This window comes from Staphylococcus sp. IVB6240, assembly GCF_025558425.1.
GTDB lineage: Bacteria > Bacillota > Bacilli > Staphylococcales > Staphylococcaceae > Staphylococcus.
Genome location: NZ_CP094718.1, coordinates 957,743 through 984,413, shown reverse-complemented (window position 1 = coordinate 984,413; position 26,671 = coordinate 957,743). Strand labels below are relative to the sequence as shown.

21 protein-coding genes are annotated in these 26,671 nt (G+C 37.3%); all 21 read right to left on the bottom strand.

From position 1 onward, the window contains the following. Positions 1 to 6 precede the first annotated feature (6 nt). The 21 genes from mutL to MUA88_RS04735 all read right to left on the bottom strand — a co-directional run bounded on the left by mutL (position 7) and on the right by MUA88_RS04735 (position 26,556). On the bottom strand, positions 7 to 1,989 hold the full coding sequence (mutL, locus tag MUA88_RS04835; protein ID WP_262605893.1) for a DNA mismatch repair endonuclease MutL: 1,983 nt from the start codon (positions 1,987 to 1,989) through the stop codon (positions 7 to 9). Positions 1,990 to 2,000: 11 nt separating this feature from the next. Next, complete coding sequence (gene mutS, locus MUA88_RS04830; protein WP_481906609.1) at positions 2,001 to 4,592, bottom strand: DNA mismatch repair protein MutS; 2,592 nt, start codon at positions 4,590 to 4,592, stop codon at positions 2,001 to 2,003. Between the two features lie 134 nt (positions 4,593 to 4,726). Continuing rightward, positions 4,727 to 5,239 carry an energy coupling factor transporter S component ThiW gene (gene thiW, locus MUA88_RS04825; protein ID WP_262604979.1) on the bottom strand — a complete coding sequence of 171 codons (513 nt, stop codon included), beginning with the start codon at positions 5,237 to 5,239 and terminating at the stop codon, positions 4,727 to 4,729. 111 nt (positions 5,240 to 5,350) lie between these two features. Continuing rightward, positions 5,351 to 5,743, bottom strand: coding sequence for a YlbF family regulator (locus tag MUA88_RS04820; protein WP_262604978.1), 393 nt, complete (start codon positions 5,741 to 5,743; stop codon positions 5,351 to 5,353). Then, positions 5,743 to 7,287, bottom strand: a complete 1,545-nt coding sequence (gene miaB / locus MUA88_RS04815) for a tRNA (N6-isopentenyl adenosine(37)-C2)-methylthiotransferase MiaB (protein WP_262605891.1) — start codon at positions 7,285 to 7,287, stop codon at positions 5,743 to 5,745. The genes MUA88_RS04820 and miaB overlap by 1 nt, the downstream gene beginning before the upstream one ends. A gap of 147 nt (positions 7,288 to 7,434) precedes the next feature. Then, positions 7,435 to 8,301, bottom strand: coding sequence for a 2-oxoacid:ferredoxin oxidoreductase subunit beta (locus MUA88_RS04810; RefSeq protein WP_262605890.1), 867 nt, complete (start codon positions 8,299 to 8,301; stop codon positions 7,435 to 7,437). Next, on the bottom strand, positions 8,302 to 10,062 hold the full coding sequence (locus tag MUA88_RS04805) for a 2-oxoacid:acceptor oxidoreductase subunit alpha (RefSeq protein WP_262604975.1): 1,761 nt from the start codon (positions 10,060 to 10,062) through the stop codon (positions 8,302 to 8,304). Positions 10,063 to 10,181: 119 nt separating this feature from the next. Further along, complete coding sequence (locus MUA88_RS04800) at positions 10,182 to 10,976, bottom strand: TIGR00282 family metallophosphoesterase (protein WP_262604974.1); 795 nt, start codon at positions 10,974 to 10,976, stop codon at positions 10,182 to 10,184. Between the two features lie 134 nt (positions 10,977 to 11,110). Continuing rightward, positions 11,111 to 13,261 (bottom strand): heavy metal translocating P-type ATPase, encoded by a 2,151-nt coding sequence (locus tag MUA88_RS04795; protein WP_262605888.1) that lies wholly within the window; start codon positions 13,259 to 13,261, stop codon positions 11,111 to 11,113. Continuing rightward, on the bottom strand, positions 13,248 to 13,625 hold the full coding sequence (locus tag MUA88_RS04790; protein ID WP_262604972.1) for an ArsR/SmtB family transcription factor: 378 nt from the start codon (positions 13,623 to 13,625) through the stop codon (positions 13,248 to 13,250). The genes MUA88_RS04795 and MUA88_RS04790 overlap by 14 nt, the downstream gene beginning before the upstream one ends. A 137-nt stretch (positions 13,626 to 13,762) precedes the next feature. Next, positions 13,763 to 15,322, bottom strand: coding sequence for a ribonuclease Y (gene rny, locus MUA88_RS04785; protein ID WP_262604971.1), 1,560 nt, complete (start codon positions 15,320 to 15,322; stop codon positions 13,763 to 13,765). A gap of 302 nt (positions 15,323 to 15,624) precedes the next feature. Continuing rightward, positions 15,625 to 16,674 (bottom strand): recombinase RecA, encoded by a 1,050-nt coding sequence (recA, locus tag MUA88_RS04780; protein ID WP_262604970.1) that lies wholly within the window; start codon positions 16,672 to 16,674, stop codon positions 15,625 to 15,627. Between the two features lie 206 nt (positions 16,675 to 16,880). Then, a complete protein-coding gene (locus MUA88_RS04775) occupies positions 16,881 to 18,041 on the bottom strand; it encodes a CinA family nicotinamide mononucleotide deamidase-related protein (RefSeq protein WP_262604969.1) in 1,161 nt (386 codons plus the stop codon). Positions 18,042 to 18,282: 241 nt separating this feature from the next. After that, a complete protein-coding gene (pgsA, locus tag MUA88_RS04770; RefSeq protein ID WP_262605887.1) occupies positions 18,283 to 18,867 on the bottom strand; it encodes a CDP-diacylglycerol--glycerol-3-phosphate 3-phosphatidyltransferase in 585 nt (194 codons plus the stop codon). Between the two features lie 39 nt (positions 18,868 to 18,906). After that, complete coding sequence (locus MUA88_RS04765; RefSeq protein ID WP_262605886.1) at positions 18,907 to 19,302, bottom strand: helix-turn-helix domain-containing protein; 396 nt, start codon at positions 19,300 to 19,302, stop codon at positions 18,907 to 18,909. Positions 19,303 to 19,318: 16 nt separating this feature from the next. Then, positions 19,319 to 20,152, bottom strand: coding sequence for a YmfK family protein (locus MUA88_RS04760; protein WP_262604966.1), 834 nt, complete (start codon positions 20,150 to 20,152; stop codon positions 19,319 to 19,321). A gap of 46 nt (positions 20,153 to 20,198) precedes the next feature. Continuing rightward, positions 20,199 to 20,900, bottom strand: a complete 702-nt coding sequence (gene ymfI, locus MUA88_RS04755) for an elongation factor P 5-aminopentanone reductase (protein WP_262605885.1) — start codon at positions 20,898 to 20,900, stop codon at positions 20,199 to 20,201. Continuing rightward, positions 20,897 to 22,186 (bottom strand): EF-P 5-aminopentanol modification-associated protein YfmH, encoded by a 1,290-nt coding sequence (gene yfmH / locus MUA88_RS04750; protein WP_262605884.1) that lies wholly within the window; start codon positions 22,184 to 22,186, stop codon positions 20,897 to 20,899. Before yfmH ends, ymfI begins: the two co-directional genes overlap by 4 nt. Continuing rightward, a complete protein-coding gene (yfmF, locus tag MUA88_RS04745) occupies positions 22,179 to 23,444 on the bottom strand; it encodes an EF-P 5-aminopentanol modification-associated protein YfmF (RefSeq protein ID WP_262604963.1) in 1,266 nt (421 codons plus the stop codon). Before yfmF ends, yfmH begins: the two co-directional genes overlap by 8 nt. A gap of 25 nt (positions 23,445 to 23,469) precedes the next feature. Next, positions 23,470 to 24,186 carry a GntR family transcriptional regulator gene (locus MUA88_RS04740; protein WP_262604962.1) on the bottom strand — a complete coding sequence of 239 codons (717 nt, stop codon included), beginning with the start codon at positions 24,184 to 24,186 and terminating at the stop codon, positions 23,470 to 23,472. A 3-nt stretch (positions 24,187 to 24,189) separates the two neighbouring features. Next, positions 24,190 to 26,556: a DNA translocase FtsK gene (locus MUA88_RS04735; RefSeq protein ID WP_262604961.1), complete on the bottom strand. Its 2,367-nt coding sequence runs from the start codon at positions 26,554 to 26,556 to the stop codon at positions 24,190 to 24,192. Between the last annotated feature and the right edge of the window lie 115 nt (positions 26,557 to 26,671).

Sequence of the window (26,671 nt, the reverse complement as noted above, 5' to 3'; positions counted from 1 at the left end):
ATCTATCTATTGAACACGTTTAAACAAGCGTTCTAATTCATAGTTGGTAAAGTTAATGATGATTGGACGTCCATGCGGACACGTAAACGGATCTTCCATCTCTCTCAATTGATTAATCAATGACGTCATATCTTCTTTTGTTAAATAATGATTGGCTTTAATCGATTTTTTACAGCTCATCATAATAGCTGCCTCTTCTCGGAACTTCGCAATATTCATCGTTTTATGAGCCAGTACATATTCAATCAAATCTTTAATAATTTCTTCAACTTCTTCTGGTGGAAACCATATCGGATAACTATTCACAATATAGTCATGACCCCCAAATGGCTCTAGGAAAATACCTACTTTCTCTAGTTCATCACGAAATTGTTCAATCGTCAGTTGTTCATCTTTAGAAAAGTTAAATGTTAGAGGAATCAATAAGTTTTGATTTTCATTCGTTACTTCACCAATTTTGTCACGGAAGTATTCATATTTGATCCGTTCTTGCGCTGCGTGCTGATCAATCAAATACATCCCTGTATCATTTTGCGCTACAATATATGTCCCATGCACTTGTCCCACAACTTCCATGTACGGCACGCGTGGTGCTGATGTTTCAGATGTCTGTGTTTCATATTGCGTTGTCTTCGTCTCAACAACTTTTTCTGTTGCGACCACATCTGATTGTGATGTTGGCTTAGGTTCTGATGATGATACAACCTCTTCATCATCTGGCAACCAGTTGTATTCAGGTTGATCAGATACGGTTGAAATGGGTTCTGATGTCGCATTCATATTTGCTAGCACTTCTCGTTTTTCGACATCGTACGTCTCTGGTGCTTCCTCAACAGTTGATGGAGGCTCGTCTTCATTAATGACTTCATGCGTTACTGTATTTTGGGACTTTAATGAATCTGTATCTGTCTGCTGACGTTGTTCAAATGCCAATTTTTGTTGTTCAAACTTTTCTAGCACTTTTTTAGGTTGATGCTTATTCAAATCATTTTTAGGAATAAGTATTTTATCTTTAAACGCTTCTTGAATTTTTTCAACAATTAATCCATACAATTGATCTTCTTTTGATAAACGGACTTCAAGTTTTGTTGGATGAACATTGACATCTACTAAGATCGGATCCATTTTGATATTGAGATAGACAATTGGATAACGGCCAATCGTTAGCAGTGTATGATAACCTTCCACAACTGCTTTATTTAAAACGAAATTCTTAATATAACGACCATTTATAAATAATGAAATATAGTGACGATTACTACGAGAATGTTCAGGTTTCGCTATATATCCTTCAATTTCATAGTCACTTGTTTCACCTGTAATATGGAGTAAATCACGGGCTACCTTCATACCATAGATTTCAGCCATCACTTCATTTGTGCGTCCAGATCCATTTGTCTGAAGTATTTTTTTGCCATCACTCATGAGTGACATGCGTATATCTGGATGACTCATGGCCATTCGATTCATAATATCTGTAATCTTACCAAGTTCTGTATATAAACTCTTAATATATTTCAGTCTGGCTGGTGTATTGTAAAACAAGCCACTTACTAAAATATCAGTTCCTTGACGTGCTTTGGCAGGTTTTTGTGAAAGAATGGCGCCCTCTTCAGCATAAACCTCATAACCATCAACGCCATCTGTTGAGGTTTTTAGTGTTACTTTGGCAACGGATGAAATACTTGCTAAAGCTTCACCACGAAAACCTAATGTCCGGATATGGAAGAGGTCGTCATCATCGTATAACTTACTTGTTGCGTGTCGATGAAATACAAGTGGTAAGTCACCCTCACCAATACCTGAGCCATTATCGACAACACGTATTGATGATACACCCGCTTCTTGTACTTCTACATTGATTTCCGTGGCCCCTGCATCAATGCTATTTTCCAGTAATTCCTTCACAACAGAACTTGGACGTTCAACGACCTCACCTGCTGCAATTTTATTGGCAAGTGACGTCTGTAAAGCTTTTATTTTTCCCATACTGTCACCTTCTAATTTAATCGATTTTGCAATTCACTCAGTTTTACTAATGCATCTAATGGTGTCATTTGTGAAATGTTTAATTTCTTAATTTCTTGCTCAATTTCACTCGGTTCATTCGGATCAAATAAATCAAATGTTGGTTGTTCAAACTTTGTTTCATTCACTTTAGAACTTTGTTCAGAATTAACAGTTTGTCTTTCATCTATTTCAGTTGTGATTTCCTCGTTATCTACGCTTGTATCAGCCACTGTCGCCGGTTTTTCATGAGATTCAAAAGCTTCTAAAATGACTTTTGCACGTTCAATGACAGGTTCTGGCAAGTCTGCTAATTGTGCCACTTGAATACCATAACTATTCGCAACGGCACCTTCCTTCACTTTGTGTAAGAAGATCAGTTCACCTTTATATTCATTTGCAGCTACATGAACATTTTTCAAGCATGGTAATGACTGATCTAACTCTGTCAATTCATGATAATGTGTAGAGAACAATGTTTTAGCTTGAGAGGTTTTAGCCACATATTCAATCATCGCTTGTGCCAATGATAAACCATCATATGTTGATGTTCCACGTCCAATTTCATCAAAAATAATCAAGCTATCTTTTGTTGCATAACGCAGTGCTTTTTGTGCTTCCAACATCTCAACCATAAAGGTACTCTTACCAGAAACAAGGTCATCCGCTGCTCCAATACGTGTGAAAATTTGGTCGAAAATAGGGAGTTGTGCTGACTTACATGGAACAAAGGCCCCCATTTGTGCCATGATACTGATGATAGCAACTTGTCTCATATACGTGGACTTACCTGACATGTTCGGTCCAGTGATCAGATAAATATATGTCTCATCATCTAAATGGCAGTCATTCGGTACATAGTCATTGTAATCCATTACACGTTCTACCACTGGGTGACGAGAATCAACAAGTGATAATGTGCGATCAGCACTAAACGTTGGACGTACATAGTTATATTGTTGTGCAATTTCTGCAAAGCTTTGTAAACAGTCCAATTCTGAAATAATCTTCGCTTGTTGTTGCAAACGCTCTGTAAATTGTTTGACATATTGTCGCAATTCAGTGAACAAACGGTACTCTAATTCAATTGCTTTGTCTTGCGCACCGAGAATCATACTTTCTTTCTCTTTTAGTTCATCTGTAATAAAACGTTCTGCATTGGAAAGCGTTTGTTTACGTTCATAGTCATATGCCTCTGGATCAAATTGCGTAAGATTTGCACGTGTAATTTCAATATAATAACCAAATACTTTATTGAAACTAATTTTTAGAGATTTGATACCTGTGCGTTCACGTTCTTTCGCTTGAAGTTCTGCCAGCCATTGCTTCCCATTACGTGATGCATCTAAATAACCATCTAGTTCTTCATTGAATCCAGATTTGAATAGACCCCCTTCTTTCACAGAGAGTGGTGGTTCATTAACCAAACTTTTTTCTAGAACAGCCAATAAATCTTCTAATGGTTCTAATGCATTAAAGTGTGCAATCGCTTCATGATCGATTGTCTGTAATAATGCTTTAATTGCAGGAATTTGTGCAATAGAATGTTTTAACTGCACAAGGTCTTTCGCATTAACATTCCCAAAGCTTACACGTCCCACAAGGCGTTCAATGTCATAAACTTCTGTGAGATAATCTCTAAGCGTTGAACGTTCAATGAAATAATTTAAAAATTGGGTCACTGCTTCATGACGTTTTTCAATTTCTGCTTGTTGGATTAAAGGCCGATCAATCCACTGTTTCAGACGTCTTGCCCCCATCGGTGTTTTTGTTTTATCCATCAACCACAACAATGTTCCCTTTTTTGACTTGAGACGAATACTCTCTGTCAACTCAAGGTTACGTTTTGCGTAGAAATCCATTTTCATATAGTCTAATGCACGATAAACTGTTGCAGGTTCAATATGTGACATGTCGCGTTTTTGCGTATCGTATACATAATCTAACAATATTTGGACAGCTTGATGCATTTTTGGATGATCTAGTTGATTGACTTGATAGTTTGTTTCCGAAATAGTGTCACGGACTGTCATGGTTTCTGTAATCATACTGAATTGACGCTTTAGATGGTCTGGCAGTGGTTGTGTCACAACAATTTCATTAGGTTTAATCGTCGTTACTTCATTAATTAATGTACTTTCATCTTCAAAATGTGTGACTTTTAATTCACCTGTTGAAATATCACAGTAACTGAGCGCATAGTCGCCATCGTGAACAAAACTTAAAATATAGTTATTTTGTGTTTCATCCACACCACCTTGTTCCATCACAGTACCTGGTGTTACGATACGCACAACTTCACGCTTTACCATCCCTTTGACTTGTCTCGGATCTTCCATCTGTTCACAGATGGCTACTTTATATCCATTTTGAATCAGTGTTTCAATATACCCATCAGCTGAGTGAAATGGTACACCTGCCATTGGTATCGGGTTTGCTTTTTTCGCGTCACGTTTCGTTAATGTAATTTCTAATACACGTGCTGCTGTAATCGCATCTTCATAAAATAATTCATAAAAATCACCCAGTCTAAAAAACAGTAAAGCATCTTGATGTTGTGACTTAATTGAAAGATACTGTTTCATCATCGGTGTCACATTTGTCATTTTATATCACAATCCTTTAAATCTCTTTTTTTCATTATGTATATCATTTACGCTTATATCCATATGTATAAAGGCTAGACGATACGCAACATTCGATTCGCCTAGCCTATTCGTCATTTTAACTTGTGTTTTGTATAATTTTCTATCTTTTTAAGCAATCCGCGCTTCTTCAATATGATCAGTAAAGCATAGCTAATCGCTGCCCCAATCATACTTGATAGGATAAATGCGGCCATCAATGGTTTAATTAAAAAGCCATCCATGTGTAAAATCCAAGCAAGTGGGATACACATAAGACTCCCAATAATTCCTGTCCCAATCACTTCACCAATGGCAGCGACAAAGAGATGACGGTTCACATAGTAAAAGAGACTCGCTAAAAGCACACCAATCATACTTCCTGGAAAGGCAAATGCTGTACCCGTACCAAAGATAACTCGAATACATGATGAGATAAATGCTTGCGCAAGTCCATACCACGGACCTAATAACACAGCACTTAAAACATTAATAAAGTGTTGTACTGGCGCTGCTTTAATCGGACCAACTGGTATGACAATGACTGTACTTAATACAACATTCAGCGCAATCAATAACGCCGTTAACGTTAGTTTTTTATTATTCATTATCTATCTCCTTTTCATGAACTTTTAAGAGCTTGATTTCATTGTTAAAACAAATATTTGTTGACATGCTTAACGTTCAACCTTGATCTCCAGATTATTTGTTTTAATCATTTACTCACTTTTATCTTCTGATGCCTCTGTTTCAAGTTGGGTATCCAACCGAGTAATGTCTATTCCGTCTTCTAATGTCTCAATAATAAATTGAATCGCATCATTGGCCTCTCGCTGTGCTTGACGAAACTCCGAAACGATCGGCATATCATCAATTTCTGTTTGAATAGCTTGAATGGTTTCCTCAGAACGTTGATATGCCACTGGCTTGTCATAATTCTGCAAGTTCACAGATTGTTTTTGTTGTTGTTTCAACATATTCATTTGTTCAGCAATATGCTCATTTTGATGAATTTGTGCTTCAACTTGTTTATAGTATTGGACAGTTTCCAAATTTTGAATGGATTGCTGCAGCTCACGTGCTTTGCGCAACACATCTTCTTTATTTGTCATTATTGACTCACCAAAGTTGCGTCACTCACACCGATAAATTCACCATTTAATGAATATTGTTTTGCTTCCACAATCTTCACATCAACAATTTTACCAATCATTGATTTTGGTGCGCGGAAGTTCACAAGTTTGTTACGTTCTGTGTATCCTGCTAACACTTCATCATCTTTTTTACTTGCACCTTCACATAAAACTTTCACTGTTTTACCTTCATATGCTTTTAATGCTTCTGCTGAATACTTACCGACTAACTGATTCAAACGTTGTAAACGTGCCTTTTTAACTTCTGTAGGCACATTATCTTTCATTTTAGCAGCAGGTGTGCCGTCACGTTGAGAGTAAAGATACGTATACGCATGCTCAAAGCCTACTTCTTCATACAACGTTAACGTTTCTTCAAACTGTTCTTCAGTTTCATTTGGGTAACCAACGATAATATCTGTTGTTAATGCTACATTTGGAATAGCTGCTTTAATACGACGCACTAAATCTAAATATGCTTCACGTGTGTATTTACGTCCCATGATTTTAAGCACTTGGTTATTCCCTGATTGTACGGGTAAGTGAATGTGTGGCACGATGTTACAACCTTGTGCGATTACTTCAATCATGCGATCTGTGAAGTCCCATGGATGACTTGTTGTAAAACGGACACGTGGAATATCAATTTTCGCAATATCTTCTAATAAATCGCCAAGACCATATTCGATATCTTCTAAGTCTTTACCGTATGAGTTTACGTTTTGACCGAGTAATGTAATCTCTTGATATCCTTGTCGTGCAAGATCACGTACTTCATCAATAATATCTTGAGGACGACGGCTACGCTCTTTTCCGCGGGTAAATGGCACAATACAGTATGTACAGAATTTATCGCAACCATACATAATATTTACCCATGCCTTAATACGACCTTCTCGTACTTTCGGTAAGTTCTCAATTACATCGCCTTCTTTTGACCATACTTCAACGACCATGGCTTTTGAAAGATAGGCTTCTTCCAAAATTTGAGGTAGACGGTGAATATTATGGGTACCGAAAATCATATCTACGTTTTGGTATGATTTTAAGATTTTATTGACGACTGATTCTTCTTGTGACATACAGCCGCATACACCAATTAAGCAATCTGGGCGTTCTTTCTTAATATGTTTTAAATTCCCAATTTCACTGAATACTTTATTTTCTGCGTTTTCACGGATCGCACATGTATTCAATAAGATCACATCCGCAATATTCACATCTTCTGTTGGCGTATAGCCAAGTGCTGACAAAATACCCGCCATGACTTCTGTATCATGGGCGTTCATTTGACAACCATATGTTTTAATTAAAAATGTACGTCCTTTCCCCATATCACGATATTTTTCATCGATTTGGAAGTCACGGTTATAGACGATTTCTTCTTTACCACGTTTTTTTGCTTCTTTTAAACTTGGTGGCTGATAAACGTGATCAAAATACTTGCTGTAGTCTTTTTCTTCTTTATCTTTACGATTTGCAAGAACATCTAGTGTCCCAGCTTTTCTTTGTTCTTCATTCACATGCAAAACCCTTTCTGCCCTTATATCATCTCTCAATTATATTAAAAATTAGTATAAAGTGCAATTTCTCATCGTCCACAATATGATCCCATAAATAGAGAAAGCTGAAGTTCCTATTATAGGACTTCAGCTGTTCACTTTAAAAATCTATACAAATTGTTTTGTTAATGATTCAAATTGTGTTTCTGTTAATTGAATATCTTGATGTGCTAAAGGCGTTTCACCTAGTGATTCAATTTGTGATTCATAAGATGGTGTTTCTGTATCTTGATATACAATCCCTTTTACAAGTGAGTCATGTTCAACAACTGTTTGAATCGCACGTTGTTTATCTGACGTATCATAACCTTCAATATCATTTAAATCCGTTAAATGTTCCTTGAACCAATCGTACGTATTGATTTTATTGTAAGTTACGCATGGTGAGAACACATTTACAAATGAGAATCCATCGTGATTAATCGCATCTTCAATCATTTTTGTTAATGCTTTAATATCACTTGAGAATCCTTGTGCCACAAATGTAGCACCTGATGATAATGCTAATTCAAGTGGCGCAACATTTTGTTCAATGTTCCCTTTTGGCGTTGTTTTTGTAACAAAACCTGGTGCTGATGATGGTGATGTTTGACCTTTTGTTAACCCATAAATTTGGTTATCCATAACGATATATGTGATATTCATGTTACGACGTAAAGCATGGATTGTATGTCCCATACCAATCGCATAACCATCTCCGTCACCACCTGAAGCAATAACAGTTAAATCACGGTTTGCCATTTTTACCCCTTGTGCAAGTGGTAATGCACGTCCATGAATTGAGTGAACACCATAAGAATTGACATAACCTGATAGTCGTCCAGAACAACCAATCCCTGTAATTAATGCCACTTCATCTGGTTCTAAGCCAACATTTGCAGCCGCTTTTTGAATGGCAGCTTGTACTGAGAAGTCACCACATCCTGGGCACCAGTTCGGTTTGACGTTATTTCTAAAATCTTTGAATGTAGCCAATTAGATTCTCTCCTTTTGTGAATTTAAAAGTGATAAGCCTTTCGTTTCGATTTCATGCGGTAAGAATGGTGTGCCGTCATATTTCGTTTGGTTTACTAATTTGTCACCTAAATTCACATTCATTTTGATGATGTTTGCAAGTTGTCCTTGATAGTTGTGTTCTACCACGACTACTTTTTTCGCACGATCAACTGCTTCTTGAATGATATCTGTTGGGAACGGGTGTAACTGACGAATTTGTAAATGTTCCACTTTGTGTCCGGCAGCTTCTAAACGTTCTGTACCTTCTTGAATGGCACCTTTTGTTGAGATAAAACCAAGATAAAGTAAATCTGATTCTTCATATTTTAAAGAACCTTCAACTGGTTTTTCAATACGTAAGTTTGCTGTTTTACGCATACGTTTATCCATTTGGTCTTGACGGTTTTGTGCCGCTTCACTCGGCTTACCTTGTTCATTATGTTCAACACCTGTGACATGGTGAATACCACCTTTGACACCAGGAATCGGTCTTGAAGATACACCTGATTCTGTCACTGCATAGCGTTTGTAGTAATCTTTATCTTCAGGATCACGTTCGATATCTTCTGTAATTGTTGCACCACGGTTGATTTGAACTTTATTGAAGTCTAAATTTTTAACCGTTTGCTTACCAAGTGATAATTGTAAGTCACTCAATAAAATAACTGGACATTGATACATTTCAGCTAAGTTAAATGCCTCAACTGTTAAGTAAAATGCATCTTCTGCATCAGTTGGCGCTAAAACAATTTTCGGAATATCACCATGTGTTCCGTAAATCATTTGCATTAAGTCTGACTGTTCCTGTTTTGTTGGAAGACCCGTTGATGGACCTCCACGTTGTGTATTCATGATGACAAGTGGTGTTTCTGTCATACCAGATAAACCAATCGCTTCCATCATCAATGAAAGACCAGGACCTGCTGAAGCTGTAAACGCTCTGACACCACCATAGTTTGCACCTATCGCCATTGTTGCGGCCGCAATCTCATCTTCTGTTTGAATGACTGTACCGCCTACTTCTGGTAAATGATCAATCATGTACTCCATAATTTCAGATGCTGGCGTAATTGGATAAGCTGCCATAAAGCGTGAACCGCCTGCAATTGCACCTAAACCAATCGCTTCGTTTCCAATCATATATAAATGAGGTACATTTTCACTTTCAGCTAAATCAAAGTCGCCTTTGATATTGCCTAGTTCTTCATTCATTAAGCGATGACCTTCGTGTAATGCCTGAATATTGAGGTCAACGACTTTTTCACCTTTTTTCTCGAACATACCGGTAATAAGCGCTTCAAATGGTTTAATATCTAATGACATTAACGCAGCGGTTGCACCGATTGCTACCATGTTTTTCATTAAAGTCGTACCCAATTCTTTTGCTGTTTCTGTAAAAGGCATCACAAGTAGTTGCGCTTTACAATCTTCAGGTTTTTCTGGCTTCGCTTTCGCATCCGCTAAAATCACACTATCTTCACGCATTTCATGATGATTCAGTTCAATCGTTTCTTGATCGAACGCAATTAATATATCTAAATCGTCACTAATCGCATGTACAGGTGTTGTTGACACACGGATTTTATTATTCGTATGTCCGCCCTTAATGCGGCTAGAAAAGTGACGATATCCGTATAAATAATATCCTTTGCGGTTCATCGCAGTCGCAAAGATTTCACCCGTAGATTCAATCCCTTCACCTTGCTGACCTCCGACTTTCCACGATACTTGAGATTTCATTCATTTAGCCTCCTAGACGTTTATCTTCTTTGTTTATCATATCAAAAGAACCCACTATATGTGCAATAAAATAGTGGGTTTTATTAAAAATCATACTAATGGACGATACGTTTTTTTCATTAATACTTCATTGGGTGATCTTCATTGATAAGTACACGTTCAATATGTTTCGCTGACCCATCTGAGTTAAGTTCAATAAAGACACCGGATAACACACTACGCCCTTCATCAGGTACAACATGTCGTTGTGGCAAACTCGTAATAAAACGTTCGATCACTTCATCGCGATTAATTCCTAAAATACCATCGTAATAACCTGTCATGCCAACATCTGTGATGTATGCTGTCCCTTGTGGCAAAATACGTTCATCTGACGTTTGAATATGCGTGTGTGTACCAACAACAGCACCCACTCTACCATCTAAATACCAGCCCATCGCATTCTTTTCAGAAGTTGTTTCCGCATGAAAATCCACAAATATATAATCTGTTTCTTTTTTCGCTTCTGCAATCAATTGATCTGCTTTTTTAAATGGATCGTCAATATCTTGCATAAAGGCACGACCTTGCAAATTGATAATAGCCAGTTTCTTATCATTTAATTTAATTGTACGCATACCAATACCTGGTGCTTCTTCAGGAAAGTTTGCTGGTCGAACCATACGTGTCGCATCTTCAATAAATTCATATATTTGACGTTGACCGTATGTATGATTCCCCATCGTCATAAAGTCCACACCATCACGCAGTAACTCTTTATAAATTTTTTCAGTAATCCCTTTTCCATGTGCAGCATTTTCTGCATTCACAATAGTCACTGATGGACGATAATGTTGCTTCAATTGTGATAATTGCTCGCTGATAGCTTGTCGTCCTACCTTACCGACGATATCTCCAATAAATAAAATTCTCATTTAATACGTCCTCTCTTCATTGACACAGGGGGTTGAGACAGATGACATCCGTATGATAGCAAATCGATGAGCAGTGTCCCAACCACTTGTATAAAAATACTCACTTATCTATTTTAACGTGCGACTTTTCGATGTCAATGCTCCGTTATATCTTTCACATATAAAAGTCGAAGGGCATTTAATGTGACAAGCAGTGTGGCACCCATATCAGACATAATCGCAATCCATAAAGTCAGCCAGCCTGGAATGACGAGTAACAAGGCTAAAATTTTTAAGCCAAGCGCAATGCCTACATTCCACTTTATCGTACGCATTGTTAAGCGACTCAAGCGAACAGCATATGGTAGTTTCGACATATCATTACTTAATAATGCAATATCTGCCGTTTCTAGTGCTGTATCCGTACTTGCACCACCCATTGCAATACCGACATTTGCACGTGCTAATGCCGGTGCATCATTGATACCGTCGCCGATCATTGCAACTGGTTGCTTGTCACCTAACTCTTCAATATAGTTCAACTTATCTTCTGGCATTAAGTTTGCATATACATCTGTAATGCCAACTTCATCACCAATTGTTTTCGCAGTATAAGCGTGATCCCCCGTCAACATCACACGCTGTGTAATACCAAGTTTTGCCAATTGTGCAATGACTTTTTGAGATTGTGGTCGTACTTGATCTTGTAACGCAATTAATAAATGTAACGCATCGTCTTGTTTTACGATTACAACTGTTCGACCTTGCTGTTGTTGTTTTTCAATCTGTTCATCAATCTCAGGTGTTAATTCATCTTCAAATAACTTAGGTTGTCCTATAATCATTGTGTGTGGACCAAATGTTCCTTGAATGCCTTGTCCAGTTAATGTTTGCACATGATCCATCGTCTGATCTTGTGCATGATCTATTTTATCTTCAAAATAGTAAACAATCGCTCGCGCAAGTGGATGTTGTGTTGTTTGCTCTAAAGCGACCACACGATATAACATGTCTTGATCAGTTGATGTTTCTGATAATTGAATGACATCCACAACATGAGGCGCGCCTTGGGTTAATGTTCCTGTTTTATCAAACGCCATTGTTTTCACTTTACTCAACTGTTCTAAATGAATACCACCTTTAATAAGTACACCGTTTTTAGCTGCTGTACTAATACCCGAAACAATTGAAACGGGCGTAGAAATAATTAATGCACAAGGACACCCCACAACAAGTACTGATAACCCTTGATAAATCCAATCATACCAGTTTGCACCTGTGACGATAGGTGGTATCACCGCAACACCTAGAGCGATGATCATAATAAGCGGCGTGTAATACCGTGCAAATCGTTCTATAAAAGCTTGTGCCGGTGCTTTATTGACTTGTGCTTCTTCAACCATTGCAATCACTTTAGCAATCGTTGTTTCATCTGAAGCTTTTGTTACTTCAATTTCCAAAATACCATCTTGGTTTAATGTTCCTGCATAGACCTCATCTTCAATACCTTTTTCAACCGGAATCGACTCACCAGTGATTGCTGCTTGATTGACCGTAGCATGACCTGATCGAACAATACCATCTAACGCTATCTTTTGGCCGGCCTTTACATATAACCTTTCTCCAACTGCCACTTCTTCAACAGGTACCTCAATCTGATTGCCATTTCTTAAAATGATGGCCGTATCTGGGGCAATGGTCATCAGTGAAGCCATGGATTCTCTCGCTTTATCCATTGAAAAACGTTCTAGTGCTTCACTTAATGCAAATAAAATCACAACAACAGCGACTTCTCCCCATTCGCCGATAAGTATACCGCCAATCACTGCAATGGTCATAAGCATACGCATATCAAACTCTAAATGGATAAGATTACGCAATCCCTCTTTTAATAGTGATAAGCCGCTTATCATGACTGCCGACACGAATAATAATGGTGTGAGTATCGTTTCAGTATCATATAACCATTGTGACAAATAACCAAATACAATAAGCAATGTTGAAAACCATAAAGTTTGGTGATTCATAAAAAATTGCTGTATTTTTTCAATTAATGATTGTGGTGCTTTTTCTATCAATTGTTCAGTCTTTGCTACTTCATCATCAAAAACTTCAATATTCTCAAAAGCACCTGCTGCCTCTATCTCTTCTATCGTTGGTGAACCTTGTACATAAATTTTTGAAGCGCCAAAGTTCACTGTAGCAGATGACACGGATGGCAATGCCTCGACATTACGTTCAAACTTCGCAGCACAATTGGCACACGTCATCCCTTCTACACGATATGTTTTCTTATTTGTTGTCATACGTCATCACTTCTTCCTTATGCGCAATCGAAATCATCATAATTTGGCGAATGTGTGCGTCATATATGCGATAAAAAGCACGCTTCCCTTCTTTTCGATAAGTCACCACACCATTTTTATACAGTAAACGCAAATGATGAGACGTATTTGCAACTGTTAAATTTAATACTTCAGCTAAATCACAGACACAGAGTTCATCGTGCACACATAATAAATAAGTAATCTTAGCACGATTAATATCTGCAATACTTTTAAACATCAGACTGACACTCTCAATATTAGTTTGAGCCAATGTTTCTTTTGCCTCTTGAACATGTGCCTCATCAATTATAAATGCATCACAACCCATTTCATTTTTAGCCATTGTATCTCACATCCTCATTCAAGTATTCACTTGAATATAATATAACGAATCCCTACTTTTTATTCAAGTATCCACTTGAATGTTCCATTCTAAAAATGGCATAAAAAAACAACCCCACACATTGTGAGGTTGCTTCTCTATTTTGCATATTCGACCGCTCTCGTCTCACGGACAACTGTCACTTTAATATGACCTGGATATTGAAGTTCCCCTTCAATTTGGTCTTTAATATCTCTCGCTAATCGATGAGATTGTAAGTCATCGATTTCTTCTGGTGATACAATCACGCGAATTTCACGTCCCGCTTGAATCGCAAATGCCTTTTCAACACCATCATAATTTTCAGAAATGGCTTCAAGACGTTCTAAACGTTTGATATAATTTTCCAACGTTTCTTTACGTGCACCTGGACGTGCTGCTGATAATGCATCTGCAGCTGCCACGAGGATTGAAATAATTGATGTTGGCTCTACATCGCCATGATGTGAATGGATTGCATTAATTACAGTTGGTGATTCACCATATTTCTTTGCAAGCTCCACACCAATCTCCACATGACTACCTTCAACTTCGTGGTCAATGGCTTTACCAATATCATGTAGTAAACCAGCACGTTTCGCAATTGTAACATCTTCATTCAATTCTGCAGCTAACATACCAGATAAGTGCGCTACTTCAATTGAATGTTTCAAGACGTTTTGTCCATAACTTGTACGGTAATGCATACGACCAAGTATTTTAACAAGATCTGGATGCATATTGTGAACATTTAATTCAAATGTCGCTTGTTCCCCAGCTTCGCGAATGATTTCATCTACTTCACGACGCGCTTTGTCGACCATATCTTCAATTCGTCCTGGATGGATACGACCATCAGATACTAAATTAATTAAGGCCGTTTTAGCGATCTCGCGGCGTATAGGGTCAAAACCTGATAAGATGACTGCTTCTGGTGTATCATCAATGATTAAATCGATACCTGTTAACGTCTCAAGCGTGCGAATGTTACGGCCTTCACGTCCGATGATACGACCTTTCATTTCATCATTCGGTAAGTTAACAACAGATACCGTTGATTCTGACGTATGCTCAGCTGCGAATCTTTGTACTGTCGTTGCTAACAACTCTTTCGCCGTTTGATTGACTTTTTCTTTTGCTTCACGTTCTTTTTCCTTAACAAGCACTGCAATATCTTGTGACAATTCATTTTCAACACGTTGTAATTGTTCATCACGTGCTTCTTCTTGTGTGAGACCGGAGATGCGTTCTAATTCTTGTTCGTGTTTCATTATTATTGTTTGAACACTACTCTCTTTTGCATCTACTTGTTGTTGTCTTTCTTCAAGTTTAGATTCTTTTTGGTCTAAAATCTCATCCTTCTTATCAAGTAAATCAGATTTTCGTTCCAAGTTTTCCTCTTTTTGAAGAAGTCGGGATTCTTGTCGTTGAAGTTCGCTACGACGTTCTCTCAGCTCGCTTTCAACTTGCTCACGAATCTTTTGGTTTTCTTCTTTTGCTTCAAGCAATTTCTCTTTTTTTAGATTCTCGGCGTCTTTTCTCCCCTGTTGGACAATATCATCAGCAGTATTTTTAGCTTGTACTTGCTGTTGATGTATTAAATTTTGGGCGATAAAATACCCCGCAACAACTCCTAGAATAATACCCAGCAAAATGAGTAAGAGGGTTAATAAATTCACACAAACACCTCCTTTTTCTAGGATTTGATCTGTATATAAACAATTCTATATGATTATATGAATATCACTAAAAATCATACATGTATAATTGTACGTTTTGAAGTCAGAAAAATCAAGACTTGAGTCATGACAACATCATCAATTCTTTAACTTATGAAAGTGAAAATTTCCTATTATTTTACTTTTTGTTCTGTGCATATCTTTAAATAAACAGTTGGTAGCTGATCTAAGTTAATCAATAAAAGATGGAACAGCCCGTCGCAACAAGCCATCCCACCTTAAATGAGTCTTTTTATTTTATATTATGCATCAAATAATGTATCTGCTTCTTCTGTTTGATCTTCAGCCTCAACTTCTGAATCACCAGCGATGCCTAATTTTTCACGTAGCTTTTGATCAATTTCCGCTTCTAAAGCTGGATTCTCTTTTAAGAACAGTTTTACATTTTCTTTACCTTGGCCCATACGTTCTCCATTATATGAATACCATGCACCAGATTTATCTACAATATCATGCGCAACACCCAAGTCGATTAACTCACCTTGGCGAGAGATACCTTGTCCGTACATAATATCTACCTCAGCCACTTTGAATGGTGGTGCTACCTTATTTTTTACAACTTTAATTTTTGTACGGTTACCAACTATATCTTGCCCTTGCTTCAACTGTTCGGCACGTCTTACTTCTAAACGAACAGAGCTATAGAATTTTAAGGCACGTCCCCCTGGTGTTGTTTCAGGATTACCGAACATAACACCTACTTTTTCACGAATTTGGTTAATAAAGATAGCTGTTGTTTTAGATTTTGAGATTGCTGCTGATAGTTTACGCAATGCTTGTGACATTAAACGTGCTTGTAAACCAACATGCGTATCTCCCATTTCGCCTTCAATTTCAGCTTTTGGTGTTAATGCTGCTACTGAGTCGACAACAACAATATCGACAGCACCACTACGAACAAAGGATTCTGCAATCTCTAAACCTTGTTCCCCGTGATCGGGTTGTGAAAGATATAGGTTATTAATATCAACACCTAACGCCTCTGCATAAACTGGGTCTAATGCATGCTCGGCATCGATAAATGCTGCTACCCCACCATTTTTTTGTACTTCAGCTATGGCATGTAAGGCAACTGTTGTTTTACCAGAACTCTCTGGTCCATAAACTTCAATGATACGTCCTTTCGGGTAGCCACCTACTCCTAGTGCGTGGTCTAAGGTTACTGATCCTGTTGAGATCGTTGATACGTTACGGTCTTTGTTGTCACCCAACTTCATAACCGCACCTTTCCCGAATGACTTTTCCATATTTTTGATTACTGTATCTAGTGCTTTCTGACGTTCATTATCCAATGATTGTACCTCCTAGTAGCGAATATCGTTTCGTTCTATCTATTCTAATTATCACTTATATAATTTGTTAAACGTTTATTCCATGTGCTTTTGTTGATTTATTTATACTATACAAGCTCCAATCTGAAATTACAAGTATTTTAGCGAATATTTGTTCGCTTATTTTCGATTGGTGTCCAACAATACGAACAAACGTACTTTAGTTTCTACTTCTCAAGTGTTGCTTCTTTGAGCCAATTCAACCACTCAATGAGCACATAGTTTTGACTGCGGTCTCGAATTAGATTGCGATATGTAGCCATTTTAAATTGCTTTAATCCAAATAAATCACCATCTAAGAAACCGATATACACTTGTTCATCAACTGCTAAAAGACTGATTGCTTGTTCTGTATTGAATTGTGATTGAACAAGTTTTGCACTGACTTGTACCTGTTCTTGAATCGATGCATCTATTTGTATATAGGATGGATGATGCAATAGATAGCCTTGCAAACGCTGTTGATGATCTGCTTGTTTTAAACGTGCATTCAGTAAACCATCTGTTACGCCATCATACACTGCAATACTTTTTTGCTGATGATTCATAACAGCTTGTTCGGGTGTCATGTTGTCCGAACCATAGTAAAATTCACCAATTCTAGAAAGGATCTCTATTTTGATAGGCGCAATCAATTCTCGGCATGTTTCAATATCCTCACCACTTGCTGTTAAACGGATTGTAACCTCATGTTTTCCTGCTAAAGGAGCAATCGTTGGATTTGATTGTTGCTCGATAAGATCTAATAATTCCGTTTCAGCCTGAGACTCACCAATACCACAAAAACGTAGTACTTCAGAAAAGATTGTCTGATCCGATTGTACAAAGAACGGCATCATTTCATTATCGACCATAGGCTTCATCTCACTTGGTGGCCCAGGTAACATGACAACATGTGTATCCTCATAGACAACATACATACCTGGTGCCATTCCTACACGGTTCGCCAAAACTTCAGAACCTTCTATAACAAGCGCTTGTTGTTTATTATTAGGTGTCATCACTTTATCTTGTGATGCAAAATAAGATTCAATAAACGCAAGTGCTTCTTCGTCCATAATTAATTGTTTATTCAACACTTCTGCCACTGTTTGTTTTGTTAAGTCATCTTTCGTTGGCCCAAGACCACCTGTATAAATAACAGCATCATATTGATCAATTGCTCGTTCTGTTACACGTTTTAAACGCTCTGGGTTATCACCTACAACAATATGTTCTAATACATGGTGACCCGCTTCATTTAACACACGGGAAATATATTGTGCATTTGTGTTGGCAATCTGCCCTAATAGCAATTCAGATCCAACACCAATGATACAAACTCTCATCTCCTGTTTCCTCCCCAAAAATCACTTTCTATCATGATAAATTATCTTTAAAATGCTTATTCATTATACCCTACACACGATTTGAATAACCAAGAAATGCTTCATATTTCATCAAATAAATCTCAATCATTATCGATTATCCATGATAACGACTCAACATTTTCTGCACTTAAAAAAGTGATATTCAAAACCTCTTTAAAGATTAAGAATATCACTTTATACTTTTTCTCATATCTCGAGATTATTTTTTATCTTGTAAAAAGACGTCGCGTCCTTTATAGAAATATTCAACACCAGATAAGATTGTGAAGAATACACCAATATATAACAATACTTGTCCGAGAGAGAAACCGATCCATTGACTTAATGGTTCACCTAATAAAATAAATACTAACGCAACCATTGTAACAGCTGTTTTAACCTTACCTAATTGACCAGCTGCACTGACAAATCCTTGCTCAATTTGTAGTAAACGTAAGCCTGTGACAGCAAACTCACGTGCAATAATAATAATGGCAACAACTGAATTTGTAAGACCGAGTTCAACGAGTACAATCAATGACGCTGATACAAGTAGTTTGTCTGCTAATGGATCCAAAAATTTACCCATATTCGTGACGAGTTGCCATTTACGCGCAAGGTAGCCGTCCACAAAGTCACTAATAGATGCCAAAATAAAAATTAAGCCGCTGATTAAAAATTCAATACGTACCTCTTGTCCTCCAAAAAATGCCATTTGCCCCATACCAAAATCAACAAGTGCAAATAACATAAAGAGAGGAATTAGTATCACACGAAATAGTGTGATCTGATTAGGTATATTCATGATTCATCCTCTTTCTAATAATCTTTTTATACCGATTCATTATAACACAAGTCCAAATACAGCCCAAAAAACAGCTGTTACACCAATAAGACTTGCAATAATCATCGCAACTTGCTTTGTTTCTTTATCACGATTTTGAAATTGTGCTGATTTTTCGCCATTTGATAATTGTTTCAATGCTTCTGAAGCAAAACGGTGGGTTTTCGGTAACTCTTCTCGATGTTTTTCAAGAAGTTGCACACTATCCATATTGACCGCTTGTGCATATTTACGTATAAAACCAATTACGTATGTAGGTTGATTCAACGTCTCAAATTGATTATTTTCAATCGCAATTAACGTTTCACGTTGGATATGTGTCCGAGATTCTAACTCAGTTAGTGTCATCCCTAAACGCTCTCTCTTACTCTGTAAAACTTCACCAATTAATCTCACTGATTCAACCTCCTACTTAAAATCCTCCGAAACCATCACCAAATCCACCAAATGGATCACCAAAATCTAAGTTATTTTTACTTTTTACAGTTTTTTGTTTCATCTCATCATATGCAATTTCTTGATTCTCTTCTGCACGTAATTCAATGATGTAGTCAAAGTCATCCATTTCATACTCACTCGCTTCGACGAATAAATCTGGATGTTCCACCACCTTAGCAGATGGTAAAGTCATCACTTCACGCACTAATTCTTGATGTTTTGGGTTTTGTTCCCTTGCTGTTACAGCTCCATCAATGATATAAACGTGATCTTTGTCATATTCACCTTTGATTAATGAACTGCGAACTGTTTGTTTAATGAGCGTTGAACTAATAAACAACCAACGTTTATGAGCGGAAACGCTCCCTGCAACAATTGACTCTGTTTTTCCAACTCGTGGCATCCCACGAATACCAATCAACTTATGACCTTCTTGTTTGAAAAGTTCTGCCATAAAGTCTACAAGTAGCCCCAAGTCATCTCTTTCAAAGCGGAAGATTTTTTTGTCTATTTCATCTTGTTTCAAATAACGACCATGGCGAACAGCCAATCGGTCTTTTAATTCAGGCGGTCTTAATACATTCAATGAGATATCATCAATTTCTTTCAATAATGTCTCAAAGCGTTTTACCTTTTCTTCACTATCTGACTTAATGATAAATGCACGTGTTGATGTTTGTATCCCATTGATAGAACCAATATTAATCCCCATCATACCGAGTAAGCTTGAAACATCCCCTAGTAAACCTGCTCGGTTCTTATTAATATCATACTCCAAATACCACTCTTTTTTTTCAGTCATCGACATATCGCTCACCCCTTCAAACACGGATCTCTTTTTCATATTATAGCAATTATGTGTACCAGCCACCATTAATACGTTGAACTGTACCCGTAATACTTTGAGCACGTGGTGAAATCAGATGATTAACAATATGTGCAACTTCTTCAGGGGCAACAAAACGATTCTGTGGCAGTTCTTCCAATAAAGCGGAACGTGTTTCTTCGTCCAATTGTTCAGTCATCGTTCCTGATACAACACCAGGTGCAATGGCATTAACTGTGACAGAAGTCATCGCAAGCTCTTGACTTAATGCTTTCACAAAGCCAATTTGAGCAGCTTTCATTGAAGAATAGATGGTTTCAAAACTCGCTCCAGCTTCTCCCCAAATCGATGAAATCGCAATAATACGGCCATGCGGTCGTTGCATTAACTGCCCGACAAAATGCTGGCAGAGTTTTATAAAATTAAATACATTAATACGGTATGTTTCATCAATTTGTGCATCCGTCATGTCTTGTAGCATGCCGAACACACTGCGGCCACTGACATAAATCAACGCATCTAAGTTTTGAATGAAAGATAAGCGTTCAAAGTCGATTGACTGCGACACATCTAGTTGAAGTAATTGGACTGGTTGACCATCATATCGCTTCGTTAATTCATCAGGCGATGTACGATGATATGTCAAAATCACTTCATATCCTTCAGAAAGTAACTCTTGAACAACTGCTGTACCTATTGTACCAGAGCCACCTACAACGAGTGCTTTCATGATGGTTTAATCTCCAATCGGCTATCTACAACATTCTCTAAATCCAAGCGTTGACGAGCCGTTTCATTCATTGAATCTAGCGTAATTTCATCAATGATTTCTAGCAATTCAAATAATGCCACACCATCAAAATAATATTTTGTTGCTTGGTTCGCAATATGTTCTGGTGAGTTCAAGCTTGAAATATACTCACCGATAAATTGTCTTTTCAGTAATTCAAATGCTTTTTCATCTTCAACACGCCCAAGTTTAGCTTGCAACTCTGCTAACAAACGCTCCTTCAATTGATCAGGTGCATCTGTTGTTGATGTGACAAGTGAAAAACTGTATGTGTGTTCAATGACCGTTTGATAGCTAAATGTCGCATCAATCAAGTGTTCATTCAATAATGATTGATAAAACGGTGTCTCTTCTCCATAAATCAATTCAAAGAAAAATGACATTTCCATATCTTCTTGCACACGTCGTCTTTGTGATACATCCAATTGATTATTTTTAAATCCTAACATCAATCTTGGTGATTGTACTTGCATCTCTTCTCGCATCTCAGCTTCAAGTACAGGATGTGCTTCTTGTAAAGGATCTCGAACAATCTCAGGTTGTGCTTCAATATGACGTGCATCTTCATGTGTTTTTACGAGCTCATAAATATGTGCCGGATCCACATCACCTACCACAAATAACACCATATTAGATGGATGGTAAAATGTTTCATAACATAAATATAAGTCATCTTTCGTAATGTCATAGATGCTTTCAACACTACCAGCAATGTCTACTTTAACAGGATGGTCATGATACATCCCACGTAAGGTATTAAACATCAGACGATAACCAGGTTGCTCTTGATACATTTTAATTTCTTCAGCGATAATCCCTTTTTCTTTTTCTACTGTTTCTTCAGTAAAATAAGGAGATTCCACCATTTTTAAAAGGCGTATGATATTTTCATCAATATAGTTAGTCGCACTGAATAAATAACTTGTACGATCAAAACTTGTAAAGGCATTGACTTGTGCATCATATTCCGCAAACTCCGTAAATAAGTCACCCTCTTCTTTTTCAAACAACTTATGTTCTAAAAAGTGCGCTACCCCGTCAGGCACTGTCACAAATTCGTCTGATTGATGTGGCTTGAATCGTGAATCTAATGAGCCAAAATTCGTTGTGTACGTCACAAATGTTTTTTGAAATCCACGTTTAGGAATAACAAAAAGTGTGAGTCCATTATCCAATTGTGCTTGATGTACTGTTTCATCGATGTGTTGATAATAGGTTTTATTCACTTTGATCCACCGCCTTTGTCATAATATAAATGGTATCAAGTTGTGCCTTTTGACATAACTCTTGTATATCCGCTTTTGTTACTGCTTGAATACGTTCAATAAATGATGTCTCAGGTTCAGGTTTTTCTACTAAAATTTGATTATGCATTAATTCAATCATTTGTTTAGGGCGATCTTTCAGTTCTTTGCGGTGCGATAAAATAATCTTTTTCGCAAGCGCCATTTTTTCTTCAGTAAAATCTCCCTGCTTGAATTGTTCGAAAGCCTCAATAATTGTATTCTTTGCGTCTTCATAATCAGCACTTGATACACCACTTAGCACATATAGAAAACCATTCTTGCCATCAATTTGTGAGTAGATCGAATAAGCTAGACTTTTCTTTTCACGAACTTCGTTGAAAAGTACAGATGATGGGTCGCCACCAAACATCATATTAAACACAACGAATGCGGGATAATCCACTTCACCATATTGTGTTGGAAAACGGAAGCCCATATTGAGTTTAGCTTGATCAATCTCAGCTGTTTCAACGACTTCATTGACTGCTTTATCAGGATAAATATCTTGTAACTGATGATTGCGTTCATACATGAATGGCTTCAAATTAAAGGCAGCTTTCAGTTTTTCTTCTGCTGCTTGCTCATCTACATTCCCCACCACATACACTGCACAACTATCATGTTCAAGCATATTTTGATATGTATCGAATAGCGTTTTAGGTGCGATACGATCGATTTGTTCAAGTTGACCAACTGCTGGATAACTATAAGGATGGTCCCCAAACATATTTTTTAATAGATGCAAGTACGAAAGTTGCGTTTTATTATCTTCAATCGCAATCAACTTATTTTGTAATAATCGTTTTTCTTGTTGTAAAAATGTCTCATCAAACGCTCCTTGATTCACAAGTGGATTCAAAATCACTTCTTTAAGGAGTTGAATCCCTTCATCAAATAAAGGCAGTGAATCCTGTAAAAAGCGTTCATTTGCAATTTCTAAACTCACTGTTATCACGTGATGATCCTTGAATTTTGACACATTACTATTTAAATATGCCCCATATAAATATGACAAATGCTGATTAAAATCTTTATCTGTTGGATATTGTTTCGTCGCACGAACAAGCATTTTACTAAGTAATGCTCTTGCTGTCATTGTTTCAGTATCTAATGGTGCCATAAATTTAAACATGATCGTTGTCGTTTTAAATTTATCAGTTGGCAGTACACGTACTGGTAACTTTTCATATAATGTCATATATCTTCCTCCCTTATAAACCAAATTATTGTCGTTTTCTAACCGTCTTAAACTTCACGAGACTACTCTTAAAATAATTCAATGAATAAAGTATCGGTTTTCCATCATTTGTATAATGAACTTGTTTCAATAGCATCAAGCCATCATGTGGATCTGCTTCAAGTGCCTCAGAAATATATGGTTCGTAGCTAATCGCTTCAATTTCTGTTTCAGCATATGCAATGGTTTGTTGTGTTGCACTCTCAATTGCTTTAAAGATAGACGTTTGCTGATCGTGTGTGTCAAAATATTGTAGGACATTCTCAGCAACTTTATCCAAGCAATAAACAACAGGACTATCGTCAGCTGTTCGAATTCTTTCGATAACTGTCATCGTCGTTCCTTCTTCAAGTTTTAACACACGACAATCATCTCGTGATGCCGGTTCTTCATCTAAACTTAAAAAGACTGTCCCTTCACGATATCCTTTATCTGTAATCATGCGACCAACACTCATTAACTCGTCAAGCGGATAAAAGAAGGGCTGCATCTTCTTGACACGTGCACCTTCCTCAAAGTTTTCCGTTACGATTTGTTCTGTAACAAGTTCATGAATCGCACCTTGTACATCATCCGTTTTTACGTCACATGTTCGTGCAATCGTTAATAAACTTGGTAACATATCACTTGGTTTTAGTCGTCCACTTTCTATCTCTGCTAATACCCACTCTTTTACTTTATTTACATCTGGATTAATAGACACGTATTACACCTCTTTATCATTTAAATCTACTAGTATTTGTCTTGGCTTGCTTCCCTTTTGTGGTCCTATTACTTGATTGCGTTCTAAATCATCCATAATGCGAGACGCGCGATTATAACCAATTCTAAATTGACGTTGTAATAGAGACGTACTTGCTTTTTGTTGCTCAATAACGAATAAATACGCATCGTTATACAATGGATCATCGCTTTCTGCTGCAGATGCGTCTACTTGACTATCTGGTGTCATCTCTTTCACATAATTGGCTCGTTGTTGTGCTACTACATAGTCAACTACTTTTTGTACTTCTTCATCACTTAAGAATGCACCTTGAACACGTGTTCTAGTAGAACCACCATTTTTAATAAACAACATATCCCCTTTACCGAGTAACTTCTCAGCACCACCGCTATCAATAATTGTACGAGAATCGGTTTGAGAACTGACCGCAAATGCGATACGTGATGGAATATTATTTTTAATAAGCCCAGTAATAACGTCTACAGATGGTCTTTGTGTCGCAATAATTAAGTGTATACCAGCTGCACGCGCCATCTGTGTGATTCGTGTAATGGCAGTTTCTACATCTTTACCTGCTACCATCATTAAGTCAGCCAATTCATCAACGATCACAACAATATAAGGTAACAATGGATGTTTTTCACCAAGTTCTTTATTTTGTCGTTCTATAAAAGCATTATAGCCTTTGATATTACGTGTACCTGAATGTTGGAAAAGATCATAACGTCGCTCCATTTCACCTACCACTTTTTCCAGTGCCTGTGCAGCTTTATGAGGGTTTGTCACAACAGGTGTTAACAAGTGTGGAATGCCATTATAAACATTCAGTTCCACCATTTTCGGGTCAATCATCATCAGCTTTACTTCATGTGGCTTGGCATTTAACAAAATACTTGTAATCATACCGTTAATACACACAGATTTCCCACTACCTGTTGAACCAGCAACAAGTAAATGCGGCATTTTATCTAACTCTGCTGTGATTGGTTCACCAGAAATATCACGACCAAGTGCCACTTCCAATTTATTTTTTGCTGGAAACTTCTCATCCAACACTTCTTTTAAGGTTACAAGTGAAATATGATCATTTGGTACTTCTATACCTACCGCAGATTTCCCCGGTATCGGTGCCTCAATACGGATATCCTTCGCTGCAAGGGCAAGTGCTAGATCACTATGCAAGTTCACAATTCGGCTTACTTTCACACCTTGTGCAGGTTGAATTTCATATTGTGTAACGGCAGGTCCAATTCGAATTTGTGTCACTTTGGCATTTACACCAAAGTTTTTGAGTGTTGTCTCAAGTAATCTACCTTTTCTTTGGACTTCCGATTTTGCAACTGATTGCTGTTTTGTCGGTGCATTTAATAAAGAAATAGGTGGTAACTTGTACGCTTGATTTTCAACTTCACCCGCTTCTGAAATAGATCCTTCAGCAGGTGTCATATCATCCGAAGTTTCTGTTTCATCTTTTGTTACTGACTGCTTAGGAGATGAGGTTGCTGTATTTTGCATTGATTGCGTTGGTGTTGGAACATCATTCACAGGTGTATTGGCTTCAGCCTGACGTGATGTTTGGTGTCTGAGAATCGGGATAGAAGGAATATCTTCCTCATCTTCCTCTTGTACTTCAACAAAGTTTGACACATCTTTAGGTGCTGTACTTTCTGCAGCACGTTGTTGTCGTTTTTGTTCTTTTTTTTCTGAATGACTCATGCGGTGTTGCTCATATTGTTTTGTTAAAGAAAAATAAGCTTTCCCAATACTTTTCTTTGCCTGTTCAAACCATACTTTTAATACATCACGATGACTTTTTTTGGCGAGTAAAATACCCGTTGATACCAATAACAAAAGTGTCAAGATAACAACACCTGCTATAGAAATAAGGGGCACAAGTATTTCGAGTAAATAATATCCAATAACACCCCCACCGAAATTGGGAAATGTTTCTGTTTCATACTGTTTAAATACATATGATAAGACATGTTCCCTTCTTGCTTGCATACCATTTGTGATACGGTAAATGATTTGTGCAACAAATAAGAGCGCAATTTGTCCAACAATGGACCCTGTTAAACGTCTCGTTCTTGGTAACTTGCCGTTATACGCTAAAAAGCCTGTCGCTAAAAGGATAAGAATATATGTTAAATAACGTGTCCAGCCAAATAAATAATTAAAAAAACTATCAATGCCTACCCCTATCATGCCCAATTGAAAAATGCCGAGGACAATAATAACAACGACGATTATCGCTATGACAAAGCGAATGGGTGAATCTTGTTTCTTTTTCTTTGGTGCACGTTTCTTACTGCGCGACGTTTGTGATTTACGCTTTTTTGTTTGCGCCATACATCGTCACCTACTACTTTCTATCAAAATATGTATTATGTAAAAAAGCGAACCCACTCTTCAAAACTAAAATACATTTTAAAGAGTAGGGTTCGTTTTTTATAGTCGTTACTAT

Excerpts from the sequence above, each read along its gene's own strand:
- mutL (WP_262605893.1), bottom strand. The coding sequence starts at position 1,989 with ATGGGAAAAATAAAAGCTTTACAGACGTCACTTGCCAATAAAATTGCA.
- mutS (WP_481906609.1), bottom strand. The coding sequence starts at position 4,592 with ATGAAACAGTATCTTTCAATTAAGTCACAACATCAAGATGCTTTACTG.
- thiW (WP_262604979.1), bottom strand. The coding sequence starts at position 5,239 with ATGAATAATAAAAAACTAACGTTAACGGCGTTATTGATTGCGCTGAAT.
- MUA88_RS04820 (WP_262604978.1), bottom strand. The coding sequence starts at position 5,743 with ATGACAAATAAAGAAGATGTGTTGCGCAAAGCACGTGAGCTGCAGCAA.
- MUA88_RS04805 (WP_262604975.1), bottom strand. The coding sequence starts at position 10,062 with ATGAAATCTCAAGTATCGTGGAAAGTCGGAGGTCAGCAAGGTGAAGGG.
- MUA88_RS04800 (WP_262604974.1), bottom strand. The coding sequence starts at position 10,976 with ATGAGAATTTTATTTATTGGAGATATCGTCGGTAAGGTAGGACGACAA.
- MUA88_RS04795 (WP_262605888.1), bottom strand. The coding sequence starts at position 13,261 with ATGACAACAAATAAGAAAACATATCGTGTAGAAGGGATGACGTGTGCC.
- MUA88_RS04790 (WP_262604972.1), bottom strand. The coding sequence starts at position 13,625 with ATGGCTAAAAATGAAATGGGTTGTGATGCATTTATAATTGATGAGGCA.
- MUA88_RS04775 (WP_262604969.1), bottom strand. The coding sequence starts at position 18,041 with ATGAGAGTTTGTATCATTGGTGTTGGATCTGAATTGCTATTAGGGCAG.
- pgsA (WP_262605887.1), bottom strand. The coding sequence starts at position 18,867 with ATGAATATACCTAATCAGATCACACTATTTCGTGTGATACTAATTCCT.
- MUA88_RS04760 (WP_262604966.1), bottom strand. The coding sequence starts at position 20,152 with ATGTCGATGACTGAAAAAAAAGAGTGGTATTTGGAGTATGATATTAAT.
- ymfI (WP_262605885.1), bottom strand. The coding sequence starts at position 20,900 with ATGAAAGCACTCGTTGTAGGTGGCTCTGGTACAATAGGTACAGCAGTT.
- yfmF (WP_262604963.1), bottom strand. The coding sequence starts at position 23,444 with ATGACATTATATGAAAAGTTACCAGTACGTGTACTGCCAACTGATAAA.
- MUA88_RS04735 (WP_262604961.1), bottom strand. The coding sequence starts at position 26,556 with ATGGCGCAAACAAAAAAGCGTAAATCACAAACGTCGCGCAGTAAGAAA.